At 70.4% G+C, this 20,582-nt stretch carries 12 protein-coding genes; 3 read left to right on the plus strand and 9 right to left on the minus strand.

The window, feature by feature from the left end; translation table 11 throughout:
- Nucleotide 1 precedes the first annotated feature (1 nt).
- Nucleotides 2–6,595: an SNF2-related protein gene (locus ABZV00_RS10750; protein WP_355604255.1), complete on the plus strand. Its 6,594-nt coding sequence runs from the start codon at nt 2–4 to the stop codon at nt 6,593–6,595.
- 40 nt (nt 6,596–6,635) lie between these two features.
- Here the strand turns inward: ABZV00_RS10750 and ABZV00_RS10755 are convergent, their stop codons facing one another.
- The 8 genes from ABZV00_RS10755 to ABZV00_RS10790 all read right to left on the minus strand — a co-directional run bounded on the left by ABZV00_RS10755 (nt 6,636) and on the right by ABZV00_RS10790 (nt 13,184).
- Nucleotides 6,636–7,034, minus strand: coding sequence for a DUF4190 domain-containing protein (locus ABZV00_RS10755; protein ID WP_355604150.1), 399 nt, complete (start codon nt 7,032–7,034; stop codon nt 6,636–6,638).
- A gap of 30 nt (nt 7,035–7,064) precedes the next feature.
- Entirely contained in the window at nt 7,065–7,454 is a 390-nt protein-coding gene (locus ABZV00_RS10760) for a hypothetical protein (RefSeq protein ID WP_355604151.1), read from the minus strand.
- Nucleotides 7,451–9,904 carry an AAA family ATPase gene (locus ABZV00_RS10765; protein ID WP_355604154.1) on the minus strand — a complete coding sequence of 818 codons (2,454 nt, stop codon included), beginning with the start codon at nt 9,902–9,904 and terminating at the stop codon, nt 7,451–7,453. Before ABZV00_RS10765 ends, ABZV00_RS10760 begins: the two co-directional genes overlap by 4 nt.
- A 92-nt stretch (nt 9,905–9,996) precedes the next feature.
- Complete coding sequence (locus tag ABZV00_RS10770) at nt 9,997–10,815, minus strand: hypothetical protein (RefSeq protein ID WP_355604155.1); 819 nt, start codon at nt 10,813–10,815, stop codon at nt 9,997–9,999.
- A gap of 27 nt (nt 10,816–10,842) precedes the next feature.
- Nucleotides 10,843–11,520, minus strand: coding sequence for a hypothetical protein (locus tag ABZV00_RS10775; protein WP_355604158.1), 678 nt, complete (start codon nt 11,518–11,520; stop codon nt 10,843–10,845).
- Between the two features lie 67 nt (nt 11,521–11,587).
- Nucleotides 11,588–12,043: a hypothetical protein gene (locus ABZV00_RS10780; protein WP_355604161.1), complete on the minus strand. Its 456-nt coding sequence runs from the start codon at nt 12,041–12,043 to the stop codon at nt 11,588–11,590.
- A gap of 124 nt (nt 12,044–12,167) precedes the next feature.
- A complete protein-coding gene (locus ABZV00_RS10785) occupies nt 12,168–12,701 on the minus strand; it encodes a DUF4352 domain-containing protein (protein WP_355604163.1) in 534 nt (177 codons plus the stop codon).
- A gap of 315 nt (nt 12,702–13,016) precedes the next feature.
- On the minus strand, nt 13,017–13,184 hold the full coding sequence (locus ABZV00_RS10790; protein WP_355604166.1) for a hypothetical protein: 168 nt from the start codon (nt 13,182–13,184) through the stop codon (nt 13,017–13,019).
- A gap of 324 nt (nt 13,185–13,508) precedes the next feature.
- On the opposite strand from ABZV00_RS10790, the gene ABZV00_RS10795 reads away from it, so the two are divergent.
- Nucleotides 13,509–15,257 (plus strand): tetratricopeptide repeat protein, encoded by a 1,749-nt coding sequence (locus tag ABZV00_RS10795; protein ID WP_355604167.1) that lies wholly within the window; start codon nt 13,509–13,511, stop codon nt 15,255–15,257.
- A 499-nt stretch (nt 15,258–15,756) separates the two neighbouring features.
- Here the strand turns inward: ABZV00_RS10795 and ABZV00_RS10800 are convergent, their stop codons facing one another.
- Nucleotides 15,757–18,015, minus strand: coding sequence for a UvrD-helicase domain-containing protein (locus ABZV00_RS10800; protein WP_355604168.1), 2,259 nt, complete (start codon nt 18,013–18,015; stop codon nt 15,757–15,759).
- Between the two features lie 329 nt (nt 18,016–18,344).
- Between ABZV00_RS10800 and ABZV00_RS10805 the strand changes: the two genes are divergently transcribed.
- A complete protein-coding gene (locus ABZV00_RS10805) occupies nt 18,345–20,285 on the plus strand; it encodes an N-6 DNA methylase (protein ID WP_355604170.1) in 1,941 nt (646 codons plus the stop codon).
- Nucleotides 20,286–20,582 lie beyond the last annotated feature (297 nt).

The following is a 20,582-nucleotide window of genomic DNA, read 5'->3' on the forward strand; positions in this document are numbered from 1 at the left end:
GATGGCAAGTGTCGAGAAGGTCATCAACGCCGAGATGTTGGAGAGCGGCGAAGTTTCTCTTGGCCCGGTCGAGAGCGCCCGTTTGGGCCTGGCGAACCACTCGCTGGGCCTGACCCTGGTGGTGGAGGAGGAGTCCCTGCCGGTGGCCTGGGTCGCGGGTCGTCGTCGGCTCCTCGGCGAGACGCTGGCCGAGTACCTGCAGGACACCGGCCGGATCGGTGGCCTGCTGAGGCTTGAGCGCCGGGGAAGTGAGGCCATCCGGCTCGTCGTGGTCGCGCCGGGGGCCCGGCTGTCCGTGGCCCCACGCCTGCCTGGAACGGCCGCGACACCTGGTGCGACGGCGGTCGCCCTGGGCGCCGCCGCCGCGCGCAGTGGCACCCGCAGGGAGCGGCGCGGAAGCACCGGGGGCCGCTACCGGTTGCGCCAGCGCGAGGAGTACGCCTGGCAGGGCGACATCGGCTTCCTGCGCAGCGCTCGCACGCACATGACCGGCGCCCTGCACAACCGGGGGTGGGATCCCGCCGACGCGGTGCGGATGCGGCTTGAGGGAGAGCGCCTGGCCACTCTCGACCAGTTCGACGAGCTGCTCGCCATCGACGCCGCACACATCGAACACATGCCGCACCAGGAAGCCGCGGCCCGCACCGTGCTGACCCGGATGGGTGGTCGCGGCATCCTCGCTGACGAGGTGGGCCTCGGCAAGACCGTCGAGGCCGGTCTCGTTCTCAAGGAGTTGATGCTGCGTGGCCTCGCGCAGCGGGTGCTGATCATCTGCCCGGCACCGCTGCGGGATCAGTGGCGCGACGAGCTGCGGGAGAAGTTCGACGAGGACTTCACGGTGGTCGCCAGCGGGCAGGACGCCCGGGCCTTCACGCAGGACCGGATCATCATGACCCTGCAACTGGTGCTGCGGAACGTTGAGCGTCTGGGCGAGGGCTTCGACCTGGTGATCGTGGACGAGGCGCACCGTCTCTCCGGCGCCGGTGCCCGCAAGACCCGGGAGATCATCGGAGACCTGGTCGCCAAGGCTCCCCGGGTCCTGTTCCTGTCCGCCACTCCGGTGCAGAACAACCTGCTTGAGCTCTACCGCCTCGTGGAGCTGCTCCGACCGGGCACCTTCGACTCCGAACGCGACTTCGCCCGCCGGTTCGTTGACGGCCACGACCCGCGCAAGCCGGTCAACGCCGCGGAGCTGCGCAAGCTGATCAGCAGCGTGGTCGTCCGCACCACCCGTCAGCAGGCCGGCGTCGACCGGGTGCACCGGATGCCCCCTCAGGATCACGGGGTGCAGTTGACCCTCCCCGAACGCCAGCTCTACGACCTGCTGCTGCACACCCTGCGGCACCGGATGACGGGCCCGGGCGACACCATGCGGCGACGGCAACTCGCCCTGCGGCTCACCGCCTCGCCCCAGGCGGTCTCCCGCAGCGCCCTGCGGATGGCCGAGCGTGAGGGGGACCGCGGGCTCAAGCAGACCCTGACCGAGATCGGTCATCTCGCCGGCGACATCCGGCACACCTCCCGCGAACAGGTCGCTTTGAACGTCGTCCGCCAGTGGCTTGACGAACATGGCCGCGTCCTGGTCTTCACCCAGCACACCGACACGCTTGGCGGCATCCTCCGACTGCTCGACGCCGACGGCATCACCGCGGCGCCGTTCCACGGCGGCATGAGCCACGCGGCTCGCAGCGCCTCGGTCGCCGAATTCAAGTCGGGACGCGCGCAGGTCCTGGTCTCCACCGACGCTGGAGCCGAGGGACAGAACCTGCAGGTCAGCAACTGCGTACTCAACTACGATCTGCCATGGAATCCGATGCGCGTCGAGCAGCGCATCGGCCGGGTCCACCGGCTGACGCAGACCCGCGATGTCCATATCGCCAACCTTTTCGCCCGCAACACCCTCGACGAGTCCGTCTACCGGCTCCTGCACGACAAACTCGCCATGTTCGAGCTGCTCTTCGGGCAGGTCGTGACCGTCCTCGGCGAGTTGGAGGGCACGCAGGACTCCAGCATGGAGCACAGGGTGCTGCAGGCGTTGTACGCCAACAGCGACGCCACCATGCAGCGCCGGCTGGATGAGCTGGGCAGCCAGCTCGAAGACGCCCGCAGCCGAGCCATGACCATGATGGCCGCGGACGCGGGGCTCAGCGACTGGCTTGCCCAACGTCAGGAGGAACGTCGTAAGCGTGAGGCTCAGCCGCAGGCCCGTGAACTGCTGCCGCAAGCCGCGGAGCGTCCGCGCCGCCGGCAGAAGGACCTCGAACAGTTCGTCCGGCGGTTCCTGGAGCTGGCGGGGGCGACCCTGACCCACCCCTCGGAGGGGTTCACCGTCGCCTCGCTGCCGCCGGACCTCGCCGCCGCTTTCGGCGGCCGTACCGAACTCTTCCTCGCCTTCACCAACGCCGCGCTGGACCATCACCCCGAGGCGCAGCTCTGCGTCGTCGGTTCGGAGCTCTTCGACGAGCTGCTGGAGGTTCTGCGGGATCGGGGTGACCTCGCCGGGACCGTGGCGGTGCTGCCGGACCTGCACCAACGCGCGGTGATTCGACACACCGCGGACGTACAGCTGGTCAAGCGGCGGGTGGAGCCCGACGAGGGCTGGTCGGCCCGGGCCACCTACCGGGTGCAGGAGGGCGCCATCAGCGGCAATCAGCAGCTCATCACCGTCGAGGTCGGGGCCCAGGTACGCGTCGACGAGGACCGCTCGCCCCTGCCCGACGGGGCGCCGATGCCTGCCGCCCTGCCCGAGCGGGCCGTGTTGGACGCTGTCGATCAGCAGGCCGCCGTGCACCTGCGGCAGCACCTGCGGGAGGTACGTCAGGCCGAGGACCGGAGCCGCAAAGAGGCTCAGGAGACCTTGGTCGCGAACCTGGAGAGGCAACTCGGGACGGCGCAGAAGTCCTGGCGCAAGCGCAAGGACACGCAGACGTACCTCCAGCTGATGGAGTGGGAACGGCAGCTCGAACGCGCCATCGAGGCCGCCCGTCGGCCGGCTGCTCCGGTGGCCGACACCGAGCTGCGAGCGGAGCTGCTCACCCTGGAAATGCATGGCTCCGACCGGCTCGTGGTGGTGGAGAGCTGGCAGCACGACAGCGGCATCACCCGGGAGATCAGGTATGCGTGGACCGGCAACCTCACCGACCACACTCCGGTCTGCGAGGCGACCGGCGCCGCGCTGAACACGCTCGCCCTGTGCGGTGGTGCGCACGTCGTCGACGGCGAGGCGTTGCACGGCTGCCAGGTGTGCGCGACCGACTGGTGCGGTGCCTGCGGACCGACCCGCGTCGTCCAGGCGTGCGCCGGCTGCGGCCGCGCAGCCTGCGCCACCTGCCGGCACAGCGGAGCGCTGTGCACCGGCTGCGCTCGGCCGCACCGCGCCACGGAACTGGACACCGACTACGAGCATGGCTGGCGACTGGGCGGTCAGGCGTACCTGCTCGTCGGTGACCGGCACGCCGTCGTCGTCGACGAGCACGGCAACCGCAGCACCGTGGTGCCCGACCGGGACGTTCTCGACCCGGTCCGGACCCGGCTGCGCGGCCTCGCCGCCCGGCTGCAGCTGCCGGTCGGGACGGGTCTGGTGGCCGCGACGCCGCCGGTGGCCGCCGCCGACCTGACGGTCGGAAGCGCGTGGGCCGACGTGCAACCGTCGGTCTGGTGGACGTGGCAGGAGCACGCCCGTGCCGACGTCGACACCAGCGTGGCCGACCTGCTGCCCGACCTGCCCGGCCCCCAGGTCACCGGCGAGGGCGCTGCCGGTCTCAGTGCCCTGCTCGCCGACCTCCGCCGGCGTGGCTCGGCACCGGTACCGCCCGCGGTGGCAGCGGTTCCCTTCGCTGTGGTGCGACGTGTCGACCTCGTGGACGGGCAGTTCCACTACCGGGAGCTGTGGCACGAGGGCGACCGTCCGCCACTGCTCGCCGACTCTGACACCGCGGCACCGAGCCCCAGCCGCCACGACGTCGAACCCCACTGCCGACCGATCGCCGGCACCACCGTCGGGCCGGTGGGCGTGGAGATCGACGGGCTGCACCGTTCGTACGTGTGCCTGCTGACCGATGGCAGCCACAGCAGCACCCTGTTCGTCCCTGGCGTACCCGGCGCCACCCTCGCCGCCGAGGAGCAACTGGCCCGTCTGGTCTCGGCCGCGGGCCTGCCGCCCGCGCGGGCCGTGGTGCGGCACCCGTGGGAGCCACCGTCCGCAGCCGAGCTGCGATACAGCACGCCGGCCGACGGGGTGGAGGTGGTGCGCCGCCCCGTCACGTCCCGGACCCTGCTCACCGAGGGGGAGGGCGAGCCTGAGATCACCGCGGTTTCCACTCAGGCGATCTCCACGGCGTTCGCCGGAGCCGCACGGGCCGAGGACGCGCAGCTGTGCGCCGTCCTGGCCGGGATGGATGAGCCGCTGACTCCTGTGCCGATCGGGCAGTACGTGACCGTGGAGGAGCACTGGCGCTCTCCCTACGGAACAGCGACCCGGCGCTACCTGGTCGCGCCGGCAGCCCCGCTGGACTCCCGACTGCCAACAGGACACATCCTCGTCCAGCCCGATGAGGTGCTCGCCGCCACGCTGACTGACGGCACCGTCACCGACGGCGAGGTTTCGGTCGACAGCCGTGGCCACCTCTTCGCCCATGAGCGGAGCGCCACCTGCCCGGTGTGCGACCACCTCTACGGGCCCTGCTGCGGAGACGACGGCACCGTCATTGACTGCTCGTCGTGTGAACGACCGGCATGCGGCGTATGCCGATCCAACGACCCGTCTTTGGTTGCGCAGACCCGGTGTGAACGGTGCGGCGATCGATCCTGTGGTGACTGCGCGCGGCATGTGCCGGTCCGTCCGTGCGAGCTCTGCGACAGGACGGTCTGCGCTGCGTGCCGGCCGGGTCCGCTCTGTCTGACCTGCGCCCAACTGAAGCCCGCCACTGTCGAGCAGCGCTCGCAACTGCCCGCGGAGTTGCACGCGGACGGGCTGACTGTCCTCATCGGACGTGATCCACACGGCACGGTTGCGGTGCTGCGCGGCGTACACCGCAGCGAGGTGGCGGTCATCGGACCATCGGGGCTTGAACACTGGGAAACCGCGACTGCCGACGACCCGGAAGTGCTGCGGCTTCGGCTGAGGGCGGCGGAGCTCGGGGGCAGCGGGGATGTCGCTTTCCGCACGGTGGCCGGCCGGATGACGCCGGTTCCTCCGGATTGGCTGGTGCTCAGCCACGATGCGGGCACGACGTTCCAATGGCTTGTGCAGACCGATGGTCAGCGTCGTGCCGGCAACGCGCCCTCGTTGGCCACAATGCCCTCTGCCAGTGGGCTGGATCTGGAGCTTCGCGCCGACCTTGCCGACGCCTTCGGCGAGAAGGAACCGTCGACACCTATTCCGGCGTCCGCACCGGCGGCCCGACGGAAGCCGATCCGCCAAGCCGCGGCCGACATCGCAACGCCGCCGGCGCGGACGGTAGGTGTCGCCTGCCGCCAGCACACCGCCGTGACGCTGGCCGTCACCGCACGCGGCCTCGTCCGGCGGCGGGCGCTCGGTAGTCACATCATCGAGGAGACGGCCGACTGGCAGTTTCCTGATGCGGTCGCGCCGTGGGTGCATGCCGGTTGGCGTCCGGCACCCGAGGTGATCGTCACCGCCGACCTCGACGGCTGGACGGTGGTGATCGCGGCCGTCGGACACCACACGTCACTTGGCGTCCGCCATCGCGGTGACCAGCCCACCTGGTATCAGGTGACCGAGGACAGCGAGCTTGACCTGCTGCGTGGTGCGCTCGGCGTCGAGCTGCTCGGGGAGCACACGTTGGTGTCGCTCGCCGCGCACACGTCGGTACGGGACCTGCGCGGGCCGACCCTCCTGGGCGCCACCCCGCTTGCTCGGCGTGCCAGGCGGCAGGTCACCCGACTGCCCTTCGGTCAGCCCCGCCGGGCCACGATGTCCCCGGCCGCCGCCGTCGCGGCCGTCATGCCGGACACCACACCCACAGCGCCCGCCGCCGGTGCACAGATACCGGCCGCGTTGCTGACCGAACTTCGTCAGCAGGCAATGAGCCGCCGGGTCAGCGAGGTGGACCTGACCGTGGGCCTGGACGTGGAGGAGGAGTGGCGCCTCGCCAACGGCGACACCATGGCCGTCGCGTACCAGCTCGTGGCCGGGGAGACCGTCGGGTACCTCCGCGACGCCGTGACCGGCGAGCCGCTGCACCAGGCGAGTGTCTGTCGGCTGCACCACCTGGTGCGGCAGGTGGAGGTGTGCGCCACCTGCCTCACCGCCACCTGCCCCGCCTGCCCCGACCCCGTCAAGCCGTGTGTCCTCTGCGGTGGTCGGCTCTGCGGCCGGTGCGTGGCCTCGACCGACGGCCGCTGCCCCGCCTGTGTTCAGCTGCGCAAGGTGAAGTTGCTGGATCGTGGCCGATTCGGAGTGTCGCTGCGCGGTGCGGCATGGCACGGGGTGGGGCCGCATGCCCAGGTGACGCTGCGGCGGGACAAGGGCCGATGGTCGTTGGAGCGGTGGGACAACGCTGGCCGGATCACGGCGTCTCTCGACGGCGACCGTCTGCTCATCATCCGCCAGATGATCGGCGACGGCGAGTGAGGTGGCGGGCGCGAGGTCGCGCTGGGCGTGCGGCCTCGGTTCACGGGCTGGGCGTGGTCGAGGGCGTCGCCGCGCCGATCAGTCCGCCGAAGAAGACCATCATCGTGAGCATGATCATGGGGGCGACGAAGACGTACCCGAGGACCAGGCCGGCGACCGCCATGCCGCGCCCGGACTTCATGTCGTTGCGGGTGTCGTGCAGGCCGACGTGGCCGAGGACGACGGCGAGCAGGCACGGCACCCCGAACAGGCACCACCCGCCGACCACGCCGAGGATCCCCAACACCAGCGACGCCACGGCCAGGCCGGAGGTGGGTGGGGCGTGCACGACGATGTGCGCCGGCGGATAAGCGATCGGCGGGTATGGGCCGGGGCTGGCCGGCGGGGCCGATGCCGGCAACGCGGGCCGGTGCGGGTCATAGCCGGGGTGGTAGCTCATGGTCACTCCTGTACAGGTGGGTAGGTCCGGTCATCGCTGGTCGAGTCGGGTGAGCAGCGCGTTCACCTCGGTGTGCAGCCGGCGCAGCTCCGCGGCCGTCGGTGCCAGCTCGTAGCAGTGGTGGTGCGCGGCGGTCGAGAGCGCGGCCCACGCGTACGTCACCCGCCGGGCGATCTCCGTGCCCGGCCCGAGCCGTCCGCGCAGCATCAGCTGCTTGGCTCGGCCCTGCCGGCAGGCCGCGACGGTCGGCTTGACCCGCCGCCAGTAGGCGTCGATGCCGCCTTCCAGGGCGAGCCGGATCAGGCAGGCGCAGGCCCGAGGCCACCAGCCGCCGGTGACGGCGACGGCCCCGAGCAGGCCGGAGCCGCGCAGCAACTGGTCGGCCGCCGCCAGGCAGCGCTGCGGCGTCGGCGCGGTCACCGCAGCGCCCCCGCCAGGAAGCGGGCGTCCGCGACCAGGCCCGGCAGGTCCGCCAGGTACGCACCGTGCACGCCTTCCCGGGACGCCTCGTACGCGTCCACCGCCCGTCGTCCGTGCCGACGGCCCAGCTGGTTGCGCACGTCACCGCCCCGATCGGCGTCGTCGAACAGCGCCAACGCGACGATGGTGGCCAGCCGACGCGACGCGACCTCGATGGCCCTCTCGATATCGTCGTGCGGGACACCCCGGGCGACCCGTACCCGCCAGGCCACCCGGTGGCAGGCCGCCTCCAGCCCCGCGCGGCACAGCTCCGCCACCACCGGCCCACGCACCTCGGCGGGGATGTCCTCGTTGCGCGACAGCGCGTACGCGTCGTCCAGGTAGCGGCTCACCGGATCCGAGCCGGGCCGCAGCGTCACCACCGACTTCTCCGCCCGGTGCACCTCGACGATGCGGGCGTCACCGAGGCCGAGCCGGGTGACCGCGTCGGGCAGGCGGGTGTCGTGGGTGAACACCACCACCTGCCGCTGCTCGGCCAGCTCGGCGAGCACCCGCGCGAGACCGTCCACCTTCGACGGGTCCATGCTCTGCACGGGGTCGTCGACCACGATGAACCGGAACGGGCTCTCCGGGGCGCAGCTGCGCGGCAGGAAGGTGGCCAGCCCGAGCGCCTGCATCTCACCCTGGCTCATCACCCCCAGCGCGGTGCCGTTGTCGGCGCCGTCGACGCTGACCGGGAAGACCACCCGCCGCCGGGTGTTCGCGCCTTCGAGCGTCATCGCCCCCAATTCGACGTTGCTCTCCTGCCGCAGCTGAGCCCAGATCCGCTGGGAGTGCCCGGCGAACGGCGCGACCCGCTCGTTGCGGATCTCCGTACCGGCGTCCTTCAGCCAGCCGCGCGCGGCCTTCAACCGGGCCAGGGTGGCCTCCCGCGCCGGCAACCCGCCGGCCGCGGCCACCCACGCGCGCACCTCGGCCGCGGCCGCCCGCCAGCCGGTGTCGCGCTGCCGCAGAAACCCCTCGGCGTACGAGCGGGCCGCGTCCGCCGCCGCCACCACCGCCGGGTACCGCGTGGCCAGGTGGTCGGCCAGGTCGGCCGGCTTCCCGGGTACGCGCCGCAGCGCGGCCACGGCATCGCGCAGCGCCCCGACCGGCGGCTCCGACCCGGAAACCTCCGGCACCGCGAGGTCGTCGATCAGGTGGTGCGTCTGACGCAGCAGAGCCGTCAGCCGGGTCCCCGCCGTCTGGGCGGCTACGCTGCGCTGCCGGAGTTCGGTCAGCGCCTCCGCAGCGGCGGTACGCCACCCACCGTCGAGGGTGCCGGTGGCGCAGACCGGGCACGACCCGTCGCCCTGGTCCTCGTGATGTTCCAGGGCGAGGCGGAGCAGCTCGGCGCTGCGCAGCGCGGCCCGGGACCGGCCGCCGTCGTACCGCAGGGCCTCGACCGCCGCCTCCCGCAGTTGACCGGCCAGCCGGGTCACCTCGTCGATCGGCGGCGGGGCGAGGGCGGCGAGTTCCCGGCAGAGCAGCACCGCCCCGTCGGTTGTCGGCTCGTCGGGCTCGTCGAGGATCGCCGTCACCGCCGCGAGGTCGACCGCGCCCCGGCCGCGTAGCAGCGCGGCGGTTCGCCGGGCCCGGTCGTCGGTGATCCCGGCGAGCGCGTCGGCCAGGGCGGTGCGCTGTGCGCGTACCTCCTTGATGGTGGTGTCGTGCGGCCGGGCGGCGCGCAGCAGACGCTGGTCGGCGTCGGTGAGCGCGTCCAGGCCGAGGATCGCGAAGAGCGCGTCGAAGAGCTGGCTCTGCGTGCCGGCGGCGAGCTTGCCCAGTTCGGCGGCGGTGAGGAACGGCCGGTACAACTCCAGCGGGCGAGCCAGACCCAGATCGGAGAGGCGGGTGTGCCGGCCCCGGGCGCTGGTCACGGTCACCTCGGCGTCGGCCAGCTCGGCCCCTACCGGCCAGGAGCGGTTCACCCGGGTGGGCGTGGCCACCCCGTCGACCCGCAGCTCCACGTCGACCCAGCACGGATCGGGGTTGTGGATGTTGCGCCACCCCGTACGCCAGACGCTGGTCTTGTCGGCCCACCGGGCGCTGTCGCCGGTAAGGGCGAGTTCGACGGCCTCGGCGAAGCTGGACTTGCCGGAGCCGTTGCGGCCGACGACCAGGGTGAGGCCCGGACCGGGGTCGACCTGGAGGGTCCGTTCCGGGCCGACGCCGCGGAAGCCGGCGACGGTCACCGACTTCAGCCAGATCCGGTCCGCTGGCCCGTCGCCGGTGGGGGAGCGGGGGTCGAGTCGGGTGGGGGTGCCGGCGAGCGCGGCGGTCAGGTCGTCTTCGCTGGTCAGCGCGGCGAGGACCAGCTCGGCGGTCTCGGTCGGTACGTCGTCATCGGCGGCGAGTCGGTCGAAGATCAGCTCGATCAGCGGTGCGGTTGGCTGGGGAGGTTGGGTCATGGTCGTCTCCAGGCGTGTGGTGTCCGCGGGCCGACGAGTCGTTGGCCCGCCCGGGTGAGCGGTGGAAGTGGGGGTGGTGACGGTCGCGCGGGTCAGACCGGGGCGTTCACGTGCCAATCGCGCAGGAACGCGTCGACCAGGGCGTGCGCCCGAGGGCGCAGGTCGAAGGACTCCTCTCGCCGGCGGCGGGCCATGTGCGACAGGCCGTCGGCGGCCTCGTTGAGGGCGTGGCCGCTGTGCCCCTTGACGTGCGCGAACGTCAGGTCGGGGCGGCGGGCCACCTGCTCGGCGAGCCGGACCAGGGTGGGCTGGTCCGACCAGCGGCGCTCCCGCAGGCTGTAGCCGGCGGGCATCGCGCCGGTTTTGCCGGCCTGCCAGCGGTGCAGGTAGCGCAGAGCTGTCAGGTTGTCCAGCAGCACCGTCATGCCCACCGGCGCCTCGTCGTACCCGGTCAGCAGGTAGTCGACCGCGCGCAGCTCGTTGATCAGTACCCGGGAGACGCCGGTCGGGTCGAGCCGGCCGGTGCCCCGGCCGAGCAGGCCGTAATGGCCGTCGCTGACGACGTACCCGACGCCACCGGCGCGGCCCTTCCAGCTGGCGTCGGTCGCAGCCACCAGCGGCGCGGACGTTTCCGCCCAGCGGATCACCCGGCCGCGCCCGCGCTGCTGGTCCAGGCGCGGCGGGACGTGCTCGGTGTGCTCGACAGCGAGGCGCTCGGCGGAATCGAGCAGTTCGCCGGCGGAGGTCAGCTCCTCGTAGTGGGCGGCGGTGAGAGCGAGGCGGACGGCGTCACCGATCCGCTGGCAGTCGTCGCAGCGGGTGGAGCGGGCGTAGGGACGGAGGGTGACTGCCCGGCCGTGCAATGGTGGGGGGAGTTCGGCCAGGGCACGGAGGAATTCATCGGGCCGCACGACGCCTCCTGACGTCTCAGGGGAGTTTCAGAGGACCTTGATGGAGTCAACCTGGAGCAGCGGAACGGTGGTCTCGCCGCCGATCTGGGTGTCGTAGCTGTAGGAGCCGAGCACCGTGACGTTGGCGCGGAAGATGTCGTCCTCGACGAGGTTGTCGAGGTCCGACTGGGACCCGTTGAAGATGGTGTTGGTCTCGTAGTCGTACTCCTCAGCCATGCGGCGGTGAGCGACGTCCGCCCGGAAGCTGTCGACGCCAGTGGCCGCGTCGAACTGGGTGACCCGTCCGTAGACCACGTAGGTCTTCCCCAGGTAACCGTCCGGGTCCTTCGCGATCAGCTTCCACTGCCGCGCACCCAACGTCTTGTACGACGGCGGCTTCGGCTTCGGCGGCGGAATGGTCCTCGTCGGCGACGGCGCGGCGCTGGTCGGAGCCGCCGTCGTGGGAGCGGCTGTGGTCGGCGCGACCGTGCTCGGGCTGGCGGACGCCATGGCGCCGGCGGCAGGCTTCGCGTCGTCGCTCGATGCACCGATAAAGGCACCACCAACGCCGAGGGCGACGACGAGGGCGATGCCACCCATCGCCCAGGCGCGGGCGTTGGAGTGCTTGGCGGGCATGGTCGGTTCGGGCGCGGTGTCGGGGGAGGTGGTCGGCTCTTGCGGTACGGCGGGCTGCTCGGGCGTCATCGGACTCGTCGCGTCGGTCATGAAATTCTCCTGCTGTTCGAGGGCTCCTGGTCGGGCTTGTTGGGGGAGCTTGCTGTCTGCGGTCTGGTCAGGGGATGGAGAGCGTGAAGGGGCCCTTGTCCGTCGTGTCGTTAAAGCCGAAGGCATCGACCTTGTAGAGGCTCTTCTCAGGCACCTCGAACGTCAGGGCCGCCGTACAGCTGTAATCCCCGGTGTCTGCGCCGCCAGAGATCTCGCCCTCCAAGGGCAGCGACTTGGCGGCGAGGATCTCTCCATCCGGATCGGAGACGGTGAGGCTCTGGCTCGGGAACGACTTGAAGCTGTCCGAGAAGACGCAGCTGGAGCCGTCGATGTTGGCGCAGTACAACCCGTTGGTGCAGTGGACGTTCACGCTCACGCTGACCAAGGGGAAAGGCGTCGGACTGGCGGGAGCGGAGGGGGCCGTGGGTGAGATGGCGGCAGTTGGGCTGTCGTTCGTCGCCTTGCTGCAAGCCGTCAGCCAAAAGGCCGTGACGAGCAGGATGGCGCTGATCGCCTTTCTCACGAAGAGCAACCTTTCGGTGGGTTAAGACAGAGGCTCGAAGGCGGACGAATCCGGACTGCGCTGTGGCAGCAGCGCTGGAACCAGCGGGGCGGGCGGTGGCGCCCGCCCCGGGTCGAGCGGTGGATCAGGCGAGGGAGACGGTCACGCCGCCGGAGAACATCGAGTCGTGGAGCTCGAGCTTGGTGAGCTTCACGTTCTTCGGGATGTCGAAGACGAACACGCCGGTCACCTGGTTGCCGGGGTTGATCTCCTCGAAGAAGGTGCTCGCCTCCTTGTTGGCGTAGAGGCCGGCCTCGGTGTCGGACGAGTACTCGGTGCCGTCGGCGGTGTAGGCCTTCTGGCTGCTGCCGTCGAGGGTCTGCGGCTCCTTGCCGATGTTCTTGACGTTGATCGTGATCAGGCAGAACTGGCCCTGGGCCTTGTCGCCGAGCATCGAGCTGCCGACCTTCGCGACGCCGCACTTCGACGACTTGACCGTGAACTCGAACTTCCCGTCCCGGGCCGCCTGGCCGATCTTCGCGGTCTTCGCCGGCTTGTCCTCGCCCTTGGCGCCCCCGGCGTCGGCCTTACTGCTGGTGGCGTCGTCGGTGGCGCCGGAGCCGCAGCCCAGGGCGACGAGGCCGGTGGCGATCAGGGCGAGAGTGGTGGTCTTGCGCATCGTTGTCCTCCTGTTGTGAACGTTGCGGCGTCAATAACATCACAAGCTGTGAACGGTGTCAACAGGCATCGTGCCCGACAGGCATGCCACACTGCGAAGGTGCACGAAATCCTGAGTGTCGGCGGCAGAGATCGCCCGGCTCGCGGGGGGTTGGCCGCGCCGCGGCGAGCAGCTGACGCAAGCCGTACGCGCAGGTCATGCCTGAGCCCGGAAGGGCAACGCGCCACGCACCATGTCGATCGCCGAACCGCCCCCAACGCGGCGCTGAAACTGATCGGGCCGGTCCGCGTCCCCCGTGGTGCCGGCCACAAGCCCTCAGCGGGGAAGACCGGTGGGCCGGCAGTGCTGACCGTGCCGGACGCGCTCAAAGGTGCCGACCCATCGGGGCAGGCCGACGAGCGGCGCGGCCAGGAGATCCGGCTCGCCGCCCTGGGACGACGTCGTGCCGACGATCGTCCGGCAGCTCAGCGCCCGGGTCGTCATTGCCGGCATGGGGCTACGCCGGGGATACCCACGCTGACCGCCCGCAGGTCAATGCAACAGCGACAGCAGTAGGCGGGTCGCCAAGTGACGGGCAACTGACAGTCTCCGCTCGGGTGCGGATGGGAGATTGGATGGCAGGAACTCCCTGAGGGAGGCGTCCATGCCAGTAGATTCATGGCACTTTCACCTGACGTTCGCGAAACGGTGCGCTCCGCGTATCGAGCAGCCTTGGCGGAACCCTGACGCGTTGCTGGTGCTCGGCGTGCAGACTCTGCCCACCAGGGATCGTTGTGCGGACAGCGTGTCCGGGCCCACGTGGTGACCATGCGGTTCCCAACTCAGCAGGCGATACAGGCGGCCTACGCCCTGTTGGCGGCCTGTCGGCGCCCCCAGGTGAGCCGGTCTCCAGAAATGTGGACGCCGCGGCTCGCGCAGGCGGTAGAGCTGGCGCGAAGCGTCGGCGCGCAGCAGCATGAGAAAGAGGCACTGACGCTGCTGCTCAGCATTCTGGCGACCCGGAGATCGATGTCCGGCCCGCCGGGACAACGCGACGCGACGGCACCCTGTTTGTTCACGCTCATCGAGCTGCTGGGCGATCAGGACGTACCAAGCACACTGGACGCCGCGGTGGCGGCCGAACTCACGGCGACGCTTCGCCACCTGGGGGATAGCGCCCTCACCGGCGTCGACCCGGCCTACGTGAGCACGATGGGTTTCATCGCCCTCAAGCTCAGCGGCGTGAATGGGGCGCCCCTGGTTACGCAGTTGGTTCACATCGTTCGGCGCTGGGACCAGATGCGGCGCGACGAGCATTGGGCAATGTGTGCCACCCTCCTCTCCCTGCACGGCCGGACGTTGGCGGCCTCCGGGCGACACGACGAGGCCATCCCGGTGCTGGAGGAAGTCGTCGGAGCGCTACGGCCGCGAGTGCGGGCGTGGAGCGAGGACCCCGGTGACCTGCTCATCCTCGCAATCAGAGAGCTGGCAGAAGCCTACCGACTGGTTGGGCGGGACTCAGCGGCGGAGAATCTACTGTCCGGACCGGGTTCAGAGGGTCTGCCGGAGGCGATGAAGGCCCTCGGGCCGAGGACGCCAGAGGAGCTTGGGAACCGGGCAGATGATCTGATGGCCCGTGCCGAAGACGCACGTCGGCGAGGCGACGCGTCCCAGGCCGCTGAGCTGGCCGGTCGCGCATTGCGCGCCTGCTACCAGTCAGGGGATGCGCGGCGCATACAGCAGGGCCACTGCTGGTATGCGGACGTCCTCGTTCGGCACGAGCCGTTCGCTCCAGCCGTACTCGCACACCTGGCCGCATCGTGTGTCCTCGCCGGACTGCTGGACGAACCGGCCAGGATCCCCGCCGTCGGCGTGGCATTGAAGTCGCAGGCAGGGTGGCACGACATCGGCACGGTGAAGCGCCTGGGCGAACGGGTCGACCTCCTCGCCGGCGTACGGTTCGGCGGGATCATGGCAATTGCCGGAGTCGAGCTGAGTCAGCAGGCCCTGGATCAGGTACTTCGGATGGCGGTGCAGTCTGAACGGGACGCGCTCGAGGAGTTCGCGGCATATCGGGTGATGTGGGACCCGGTGTTGGCGGCGATCGTGCTGGCCCGGGAGGGGGACGAGGACATGGCACCGCGCGTGCGGGCCTATCTCAAACGATACGAGGAAACCGTCAACTGGCACGCCCTGGCGCTGGGTCTTGCCCTCGTGCTCGACGATCGGGAAGGCGACGCGTGGGGCTGCGGACTCGACGGAATCGACAAGGTCTTGCTGGGGCGGTGTGTGAACGTGGTACATCGCCGGATCCACATCCCGTCTCAGCTGGCAGTCGCCATGCCGATCGCCGGCGTGTTCGGGCTGGTCTTCCGGGCGATCAAGGGTTCGCTGGAGCGGCCGGACGACCTCGGTCCACGTCTCGCGCAGATCGAGATGTCCGGCCAGTGGGAGGGTCTGGTTCCCCTGCTGCTGCGCCTTGTGGCCGGTGAACGGGACCGTCAAATGGCCGCGTCCACGCCGTCACACGTCCGATTGGTCATCGACATGCTGCTCGATGCCGCAGCATTGTCGTAGCCGCTGTTCAGCGTACGCAGTGCCGCCGGGGTCTCTCCTTGCTTTGTCTGCTCGGTCGCTCTCCTGCTAACTGCTGGGCCGTCCGGTTCGACCGTGCCGTATCGCCGCCGCCTTGCTGCGCCACGCGCTGGAGCGAAGCAGAACCTGCGCGGCCGCAAGCTTGCGCCGTTGCGGTTCGCAGGTCCCGTACGGTAGGCGGGCGATCAGGGCGCGCGCTTCCCGTACCAGCTCCCACGCGGACGACTCGCGGCCAGCATGCATCGCCTCCACGAGTTTCGCCAGGTCGGCGTCCAGGCGGGTCCGAATCTCGCTCTCTTTGGTGGGTAGCGGCCTACGCGCGGCCGGGTTGCCCAGCGGACTGCGGGTCGGGCGTAGGTCCCACGTCAGTCCGCCGGACGTCAGGCGAACACGCCGCGCTCTCATGGCACTCCTTGGGCGAAGTCGTAGGTAGCGGATCAGGTCGTACGTTGATCGCCCGATGCGGCGAAGCCGCGCTCGGTCAGCGTGCCTCAGGTGCTGCAGGGGCGTGGCCGAGCAACTCGGCGACCCTGGTCAGGACGGGATCCCACAGCTTCTCCGGACAGGCGTCACGGATCTGGCCTGCGATTTCCTTCGCCAGCATCTCGGTGACCATTTCGGAGAGCGGATTCGAGCCGCCGGTACGGGTCTGAGCCGGAACCGTGACCGCCGGCCGAGCCGCGGGCCGCTGCTCCTCTCCGGTATCGCCACCGTCGTCGCCGAACAGGCCGGCCACGGGATTACCGGAGTACACGATGTCGAGGTGGGTGGTGGTCCGGGTCAGCGCGACGTAGAGCATCCGATGGCCCCGCGGGTCGCCACTGACGATCTCCTCCGGCTCGACCACGATCACCGCGTCGAATTCCAGGCCCTTCGCCTCCGTCGGGCTGGTCAAGTTGATCGACTGCCCGAGTTGCCCGTCCCGGCCGTCGCTCCACTTGACTTCATCGCCATCCAGACGCTGCAGGATCGCCTCACGGCAGGTATCCGGGCAGACGATGCCCACGAAGCGGCCCTTGCCGGCGTGCCGGGTCGCCACCTCCACGACCCGCTCCGCGCGCTCGTCAACCTCCGTCCGGTGAACCTCCGGGGCGGGCCCGTCCCTGACGACCTGGGGCGGCTCCACGAATGGCGCGGCCTGGGGGAGGAGCCGGGCCGCCAGCTCGAACACCTGGCGGGGTACGCGGTAGCCGAAGCGGAGGTCGCGGATCTGGTGGGGAAGTGTGGCGGGAAGATGCTCCAGCACCTCGTCCCAGCCGTCCCGGGACCAGAGCCCCGTCGACTGCGCGATATCCCCCACGACGGTCATCGAGCCGGTCGCCGAGCGTCGCGCGATCGAGCGAAGCTGCATGGGGGAGAGGTCCTGCGCCTCGTCGACGACGATGTGCCCGTAGCTGGCGGGCGCACCGTTGATCAGGGCGTCCGCCTCGTCCAGCAGCGCCACGTCGGCGCGACTCCACCGCTCCTCGGAGATCCGGTCGGTGGGCCGTCGCTGCAGCATCGCCACCTCTGCCGCGGTGAACTCGTCACCAGCGGCGGCGATCAGCCGGGCTCCCGAGCCGAAGAGCTCCCGTAGGAACGAGGCCGCCGTCAGCGGCGGCCAGAGCCGGTCGAGCAGGCCCTCCGGCTGGCTCTGCCTCGCCGATCCGAAGCCACCCCTGATCTCGTCGCGGATGACCTCCAGCAGCCTTTCCCGCAGAATCTGCCGCCGCTCGTTGTAGCTGCCGTTCATGGCCCGCACCTGCTCGACCACGTGAGTAACGGTGTCGCGACTCAGCGCGACCGGCCGCTTGTTGACCTGGACCTGCAAGGCGTTGCCGCTGTCCGGCACCCCGATCCGATGGTCGAGCGCACGGGCGAGCAGCCCCGCCATTCGCGCCTGGCCCTTCAGTCGGGTCAGGTCGACGGGCTCGACGCGGTCGGCCCTGATCGCCGGAGCCAACTTGCCGATGTCGCGCTGGTCGACGTTGACGTCGCCCAGACTGGGCAGGACGCTGCGGATGTACCGGGTGAACGTCGGGCTCGGGCCGACGACGAGGACTCGCTCCGGTGTGAGCCGTTCGTGCTCGTTGTAGAGCAGCCAGGACACCCGGTGCAGCGCCACGGCGGTCTTGCCGGTACCGGGGCCACCCTGGATGATCAGCACCTGGTTGGCATCGGCGCGGATCAGCTCGAACTGGGCAGCCTGGATCGTCTCGACGATCTCGCGCATCTCGCCCGTACGCACCTGCTCAAGGTCGCGCAGCAGCGCGTCGGAGAGGTCGACCGGCGGCGTACCCGTCTCCAGCGACTCGACGGCGGCGGCGAGCTGGGCGAAGACCAGGTCGCTGAAGCTGTCGATGGTGTTGCCGGTGCACTGGAAGCTGCGCTTGCGGGTCAGCCCCAGCGGGTCGGTGTAGCTGGCTTCGTAGTACGGGATGGCGGCCTTGGCCTGCCAGTTCACCACCAGCACCTTGGACTGATCGTCGAAGATGGTGTGGCGGCCGATGTACAGCGGCTCGCCCGACTCGTCGTCGATGCGCCCGAACGCGACCTGATCGTCGGAGGACCCGAGCTGTTCCAGCCGGGCCTGGGCGTAGCGGCGCATGTGGGCTGCCGCCCCGCTGTTGGCGGCGGCCTGGGGGATCGAGCTCGCCGTATCCCGCATCTCTTCGCGATGCAACCAGGCGCTGTCGAAGTGGAGCTGCTCGCGCGCCAGCTCAGCCGCGTCCGGCACTTCCTCGATCGACTCCGCAACCATGCGTCGCTCCCGTGATGATCATTTCTTGCGCAAACCTTAAGGGTGGGGTACGGACAAGACGCATGGACCGGATGACCAGGCGAACATCAACCGTTGCGGCATCTGCCCTGGCCGGCGACATCAGTCCCTCCTGGCGCCGGCGCCAGGTGGACGTTGGCCTTGCCGTCAGAGCGCGCTGGCCAGCCCCGGAGCGACGGCGTTGTAGCCGGGCTGCTGGTAGATCACCTTCACGACGGGAGCCGGGTGAGCGGCTCCCGGTGATAATGAGAGCATCACCCGTGAACGCTGTCAACACGCACTAGTCTTGACAGGTGTGACACGCTCCGAACGTGCAGGAGACACCGACCATCACCGCAGCGGAGATCGCCCGGCTCGCCGGTGTCGGCCGTGCCGCAGTTAGCAACTGGCGCAAGAGGCACGCCGACTTCCCCGACCCGGCGGGCGGCACGGCGGCCAGCCCCGAGTTTGACCTGTTCCAGGTCGAGGAGTGGCTCCGGGGCCAGGGCAAGCTCTCCGAGGTGTCCCGAGCCGACCGGCTCTGGCGGCACCTCGCCATGGCCAAGGAGAGTCCCGCCACAGCGTTGGCCGGCGTCGGCGGCTACCTGCTGGCCCGACAACGAGGCGAGCAACCGACCCGCAAGCAGCTCGACAAGCGGCTGGTCGGCCTGCTGCCCGAGGTTGACGCTCTCGCCGACGAGCTCGGCCCGCAGGGCGCCTTCGATCAGCTGTGGCAGCGCTTCTCCGCACCCGGCCCGGGGCGCCCCTTCGCCACCCCGGACGAGCTGGCCGACCTGATGGTCGGAATCGCCGGGGTCGACGCTGGCTCGGTGCTCGATCCGGCCACTGGCACCGGCGCCATTCTCCGGGCCGCCGTCCGCGCCGGCTGCACGTCCGCCTACGGGCAGGAACTCGACGAGGACCTGGCCAAGCTCGCCGGACTCTGGCTGGCTCTCCGCGATGTCCAGGGAGAGGTTTGCACCGGCGACTCGCTCCGCGCGGACGCGTTTCCCGGCCGTACCGTCGACGCCGTCGTCTGCCATCCGCCGTTCGGCGTCACAAACTGGGGCCTCGAGGAGTTGGGTTACGACCCGCGCTGGGAGTACGGCGTCCCGCCGCGTACCGAACCAGAGCTCGCCTGGGTCCAGCATTCGCTGGCCCACCTACGCCCGGGCGGGCACGCCGTCCTCCTGATGCCACCGACCGTTGCCGGTCGTCGCGGCGCACGGCGGATCCGCGGCCACCTGCTGCGGGGCGGCGCGCTGCGCGCCGTCATCGCGCTCCCCAGCGGGGTCGCCGCGCCGCACGGCGTACCCCTGCACCTGTGGGTAGTGCGACGACCGGCGGCGGACGAGACCGCACCCGCGCGGGCGCTGCTGATCGACGCCGCCGAGGGCGACCACGCCGAGTTGTACTCGCGGGTGCTGACCACCTGGCGGACCTTCGCCGCGGCGCCGGAGGACGACATCGAGGAAGCCGGCTTCGCCCGCGCCGTATCGGTGATCGAGCTGCTGGACGAAGAGGTCGATCTCACGCCCACCCGCCGGCAAACCGCCGTCGGGGGCGAGGCAAGCGAAGAACATCTGGTACGCACCAGAGAGCGGCTGGCCACCATCGTCGGCGACCTGCCGGCGCTGATGCCACAGGTCACGCCCGAGCCCGACGGTGTGACTCCGCCGCCGACCGTGCCCATCGCCGAGCTGGCCCGCACCGGCGCCCTACAACTGATCGGCCCGGTCCGCTCCACTGGCTCGTCCGACGACGAGTCAGCCGGGGCGACGGAGGGCACACTGGTGCTCACCGGCCGAGACGTCGCCACCGGGGTAGAGGCGTCCGGGCGGGACGACGGCAAGCTCGGGCAGCAGATCCCGCTGGCCGTCGGGGACGTGGTGGTGCCGACGGTCGCCCCGCAGCTCATGGCCCGGGTCATCACGTCGGAAGGTGCGCTGCTGGGGCGCAACCTCTACCTGCTGCGACCGAATCCGGCGGCGCTGGACTCCTGGTTCCTCGCCGGGCAGCTGCGAACCAGCACCAACGAAAAGCAGACGTCGAGCCTCTCCGGCACGCTACGTTACGACATCCGTCGAGCCCTGGTCCGACGGCTGCCGCTGGAGGAGCAGCGTGCGCACGGCGAGGCGTTCCGGCGACTGGACGCCTTCGAGTCAGCTGTCCGAGAGGCAGCATCACTCGGCCCGGAGCTGGTGCGGCTCACCGCCGACGGACTCGCCGGCGGCACCCTGCGCCCCAGCCGCTCCTCAGCCCCTCGTTCATAGAAGAAGGCCTGACGTGCACCTTGCCGAGGATGCCTCGGAGTATCGGGTCTATCGGGCTTTCCTGGGCCGTGCTGCTGCTCAACTGTCCGAGGCGGGGGAGCGGTGGACGCCGGACCTGGTGGAGCTGTTGCTGTTTCGGTGGGGCCCGTGTGAGGCCGACTGACATGTCAGGCATCTGACTGATCGGTTCCGTTGACGGGACGAGACGCTGAGTGGTCTTCTGGTCGCTCCGTCACGAGCCTGTGAACTGAAGAAACAAGCCTTTCGGAGGACCCGCCGCCCGTCAGCGGCTGCGTA

It is taken from the genome of Micromonospora sp. NPDC005173 (assembly GCF_040608515.1).
Classification (GTDB): Bacteria; Actinomycetota; Actinomycetes; order Mycobacteriales; family Micromonosporaceae; genus Micromonospora.

Coding starts and splice junctions, on each gene's coding strand:
- ABZV00_RS10750 (WP_355604255.1), top strand. CDS start 2: ATGGCAAGTGTCGAGAAGGTCATCAACGCCGAGATGTTGGAGAGCGGC.
- ABZV00_RS10795 (WP_355604167.1), top strand. CDS start 13,509: ATGCGGTTCCCAACTCAGCAGGCGATACAGGCGGCCTACGCCCTGTTG.
- ABZV00_RS10775 (WP_355604158.1), bottom strand. CDS start 11,520: ATGACCGACGCGACGAGTCCGATGACGCCCGAGCAGCCCGCCGTACCG.
- ABZV00_RS10765 (WP_355604154.1), bottom strand. CDS start 9,904: ATGACCCAACCTCCCCAGCCAACCGCACCGCTGATCGAGCTGATCTTC.
- ABZV00_RS10790 (WP_355604166.1), bottom strand. CDS start 13,184: ATGACGACCCGGGCGCTGAGCTGCCGGACGATCGTCGGCACGACGTCG.
- ABZV00_RS10755 (WP_355604150.1), bottom strand. CDS start 7,034: ATGAGCTACCACCCCGGCTATGACCCGCACCGGCCCGCGTTGCCGGCA.
- ABZV00_RS10800 (WP_355604168.1), bottom strand. CDS start 18,015: ATGGTTGCGGAGTCGATCGAGGAAGTGCCGGACGCGGCTGAGCTGGCG.
- ABZV00_RS10785 (WP_355604163.1), bottom strand. CDS start 12,701: ATGCGCAAGACCACCACTCTCGCCCTGATCGCCACCGGCCTCGTCGCC.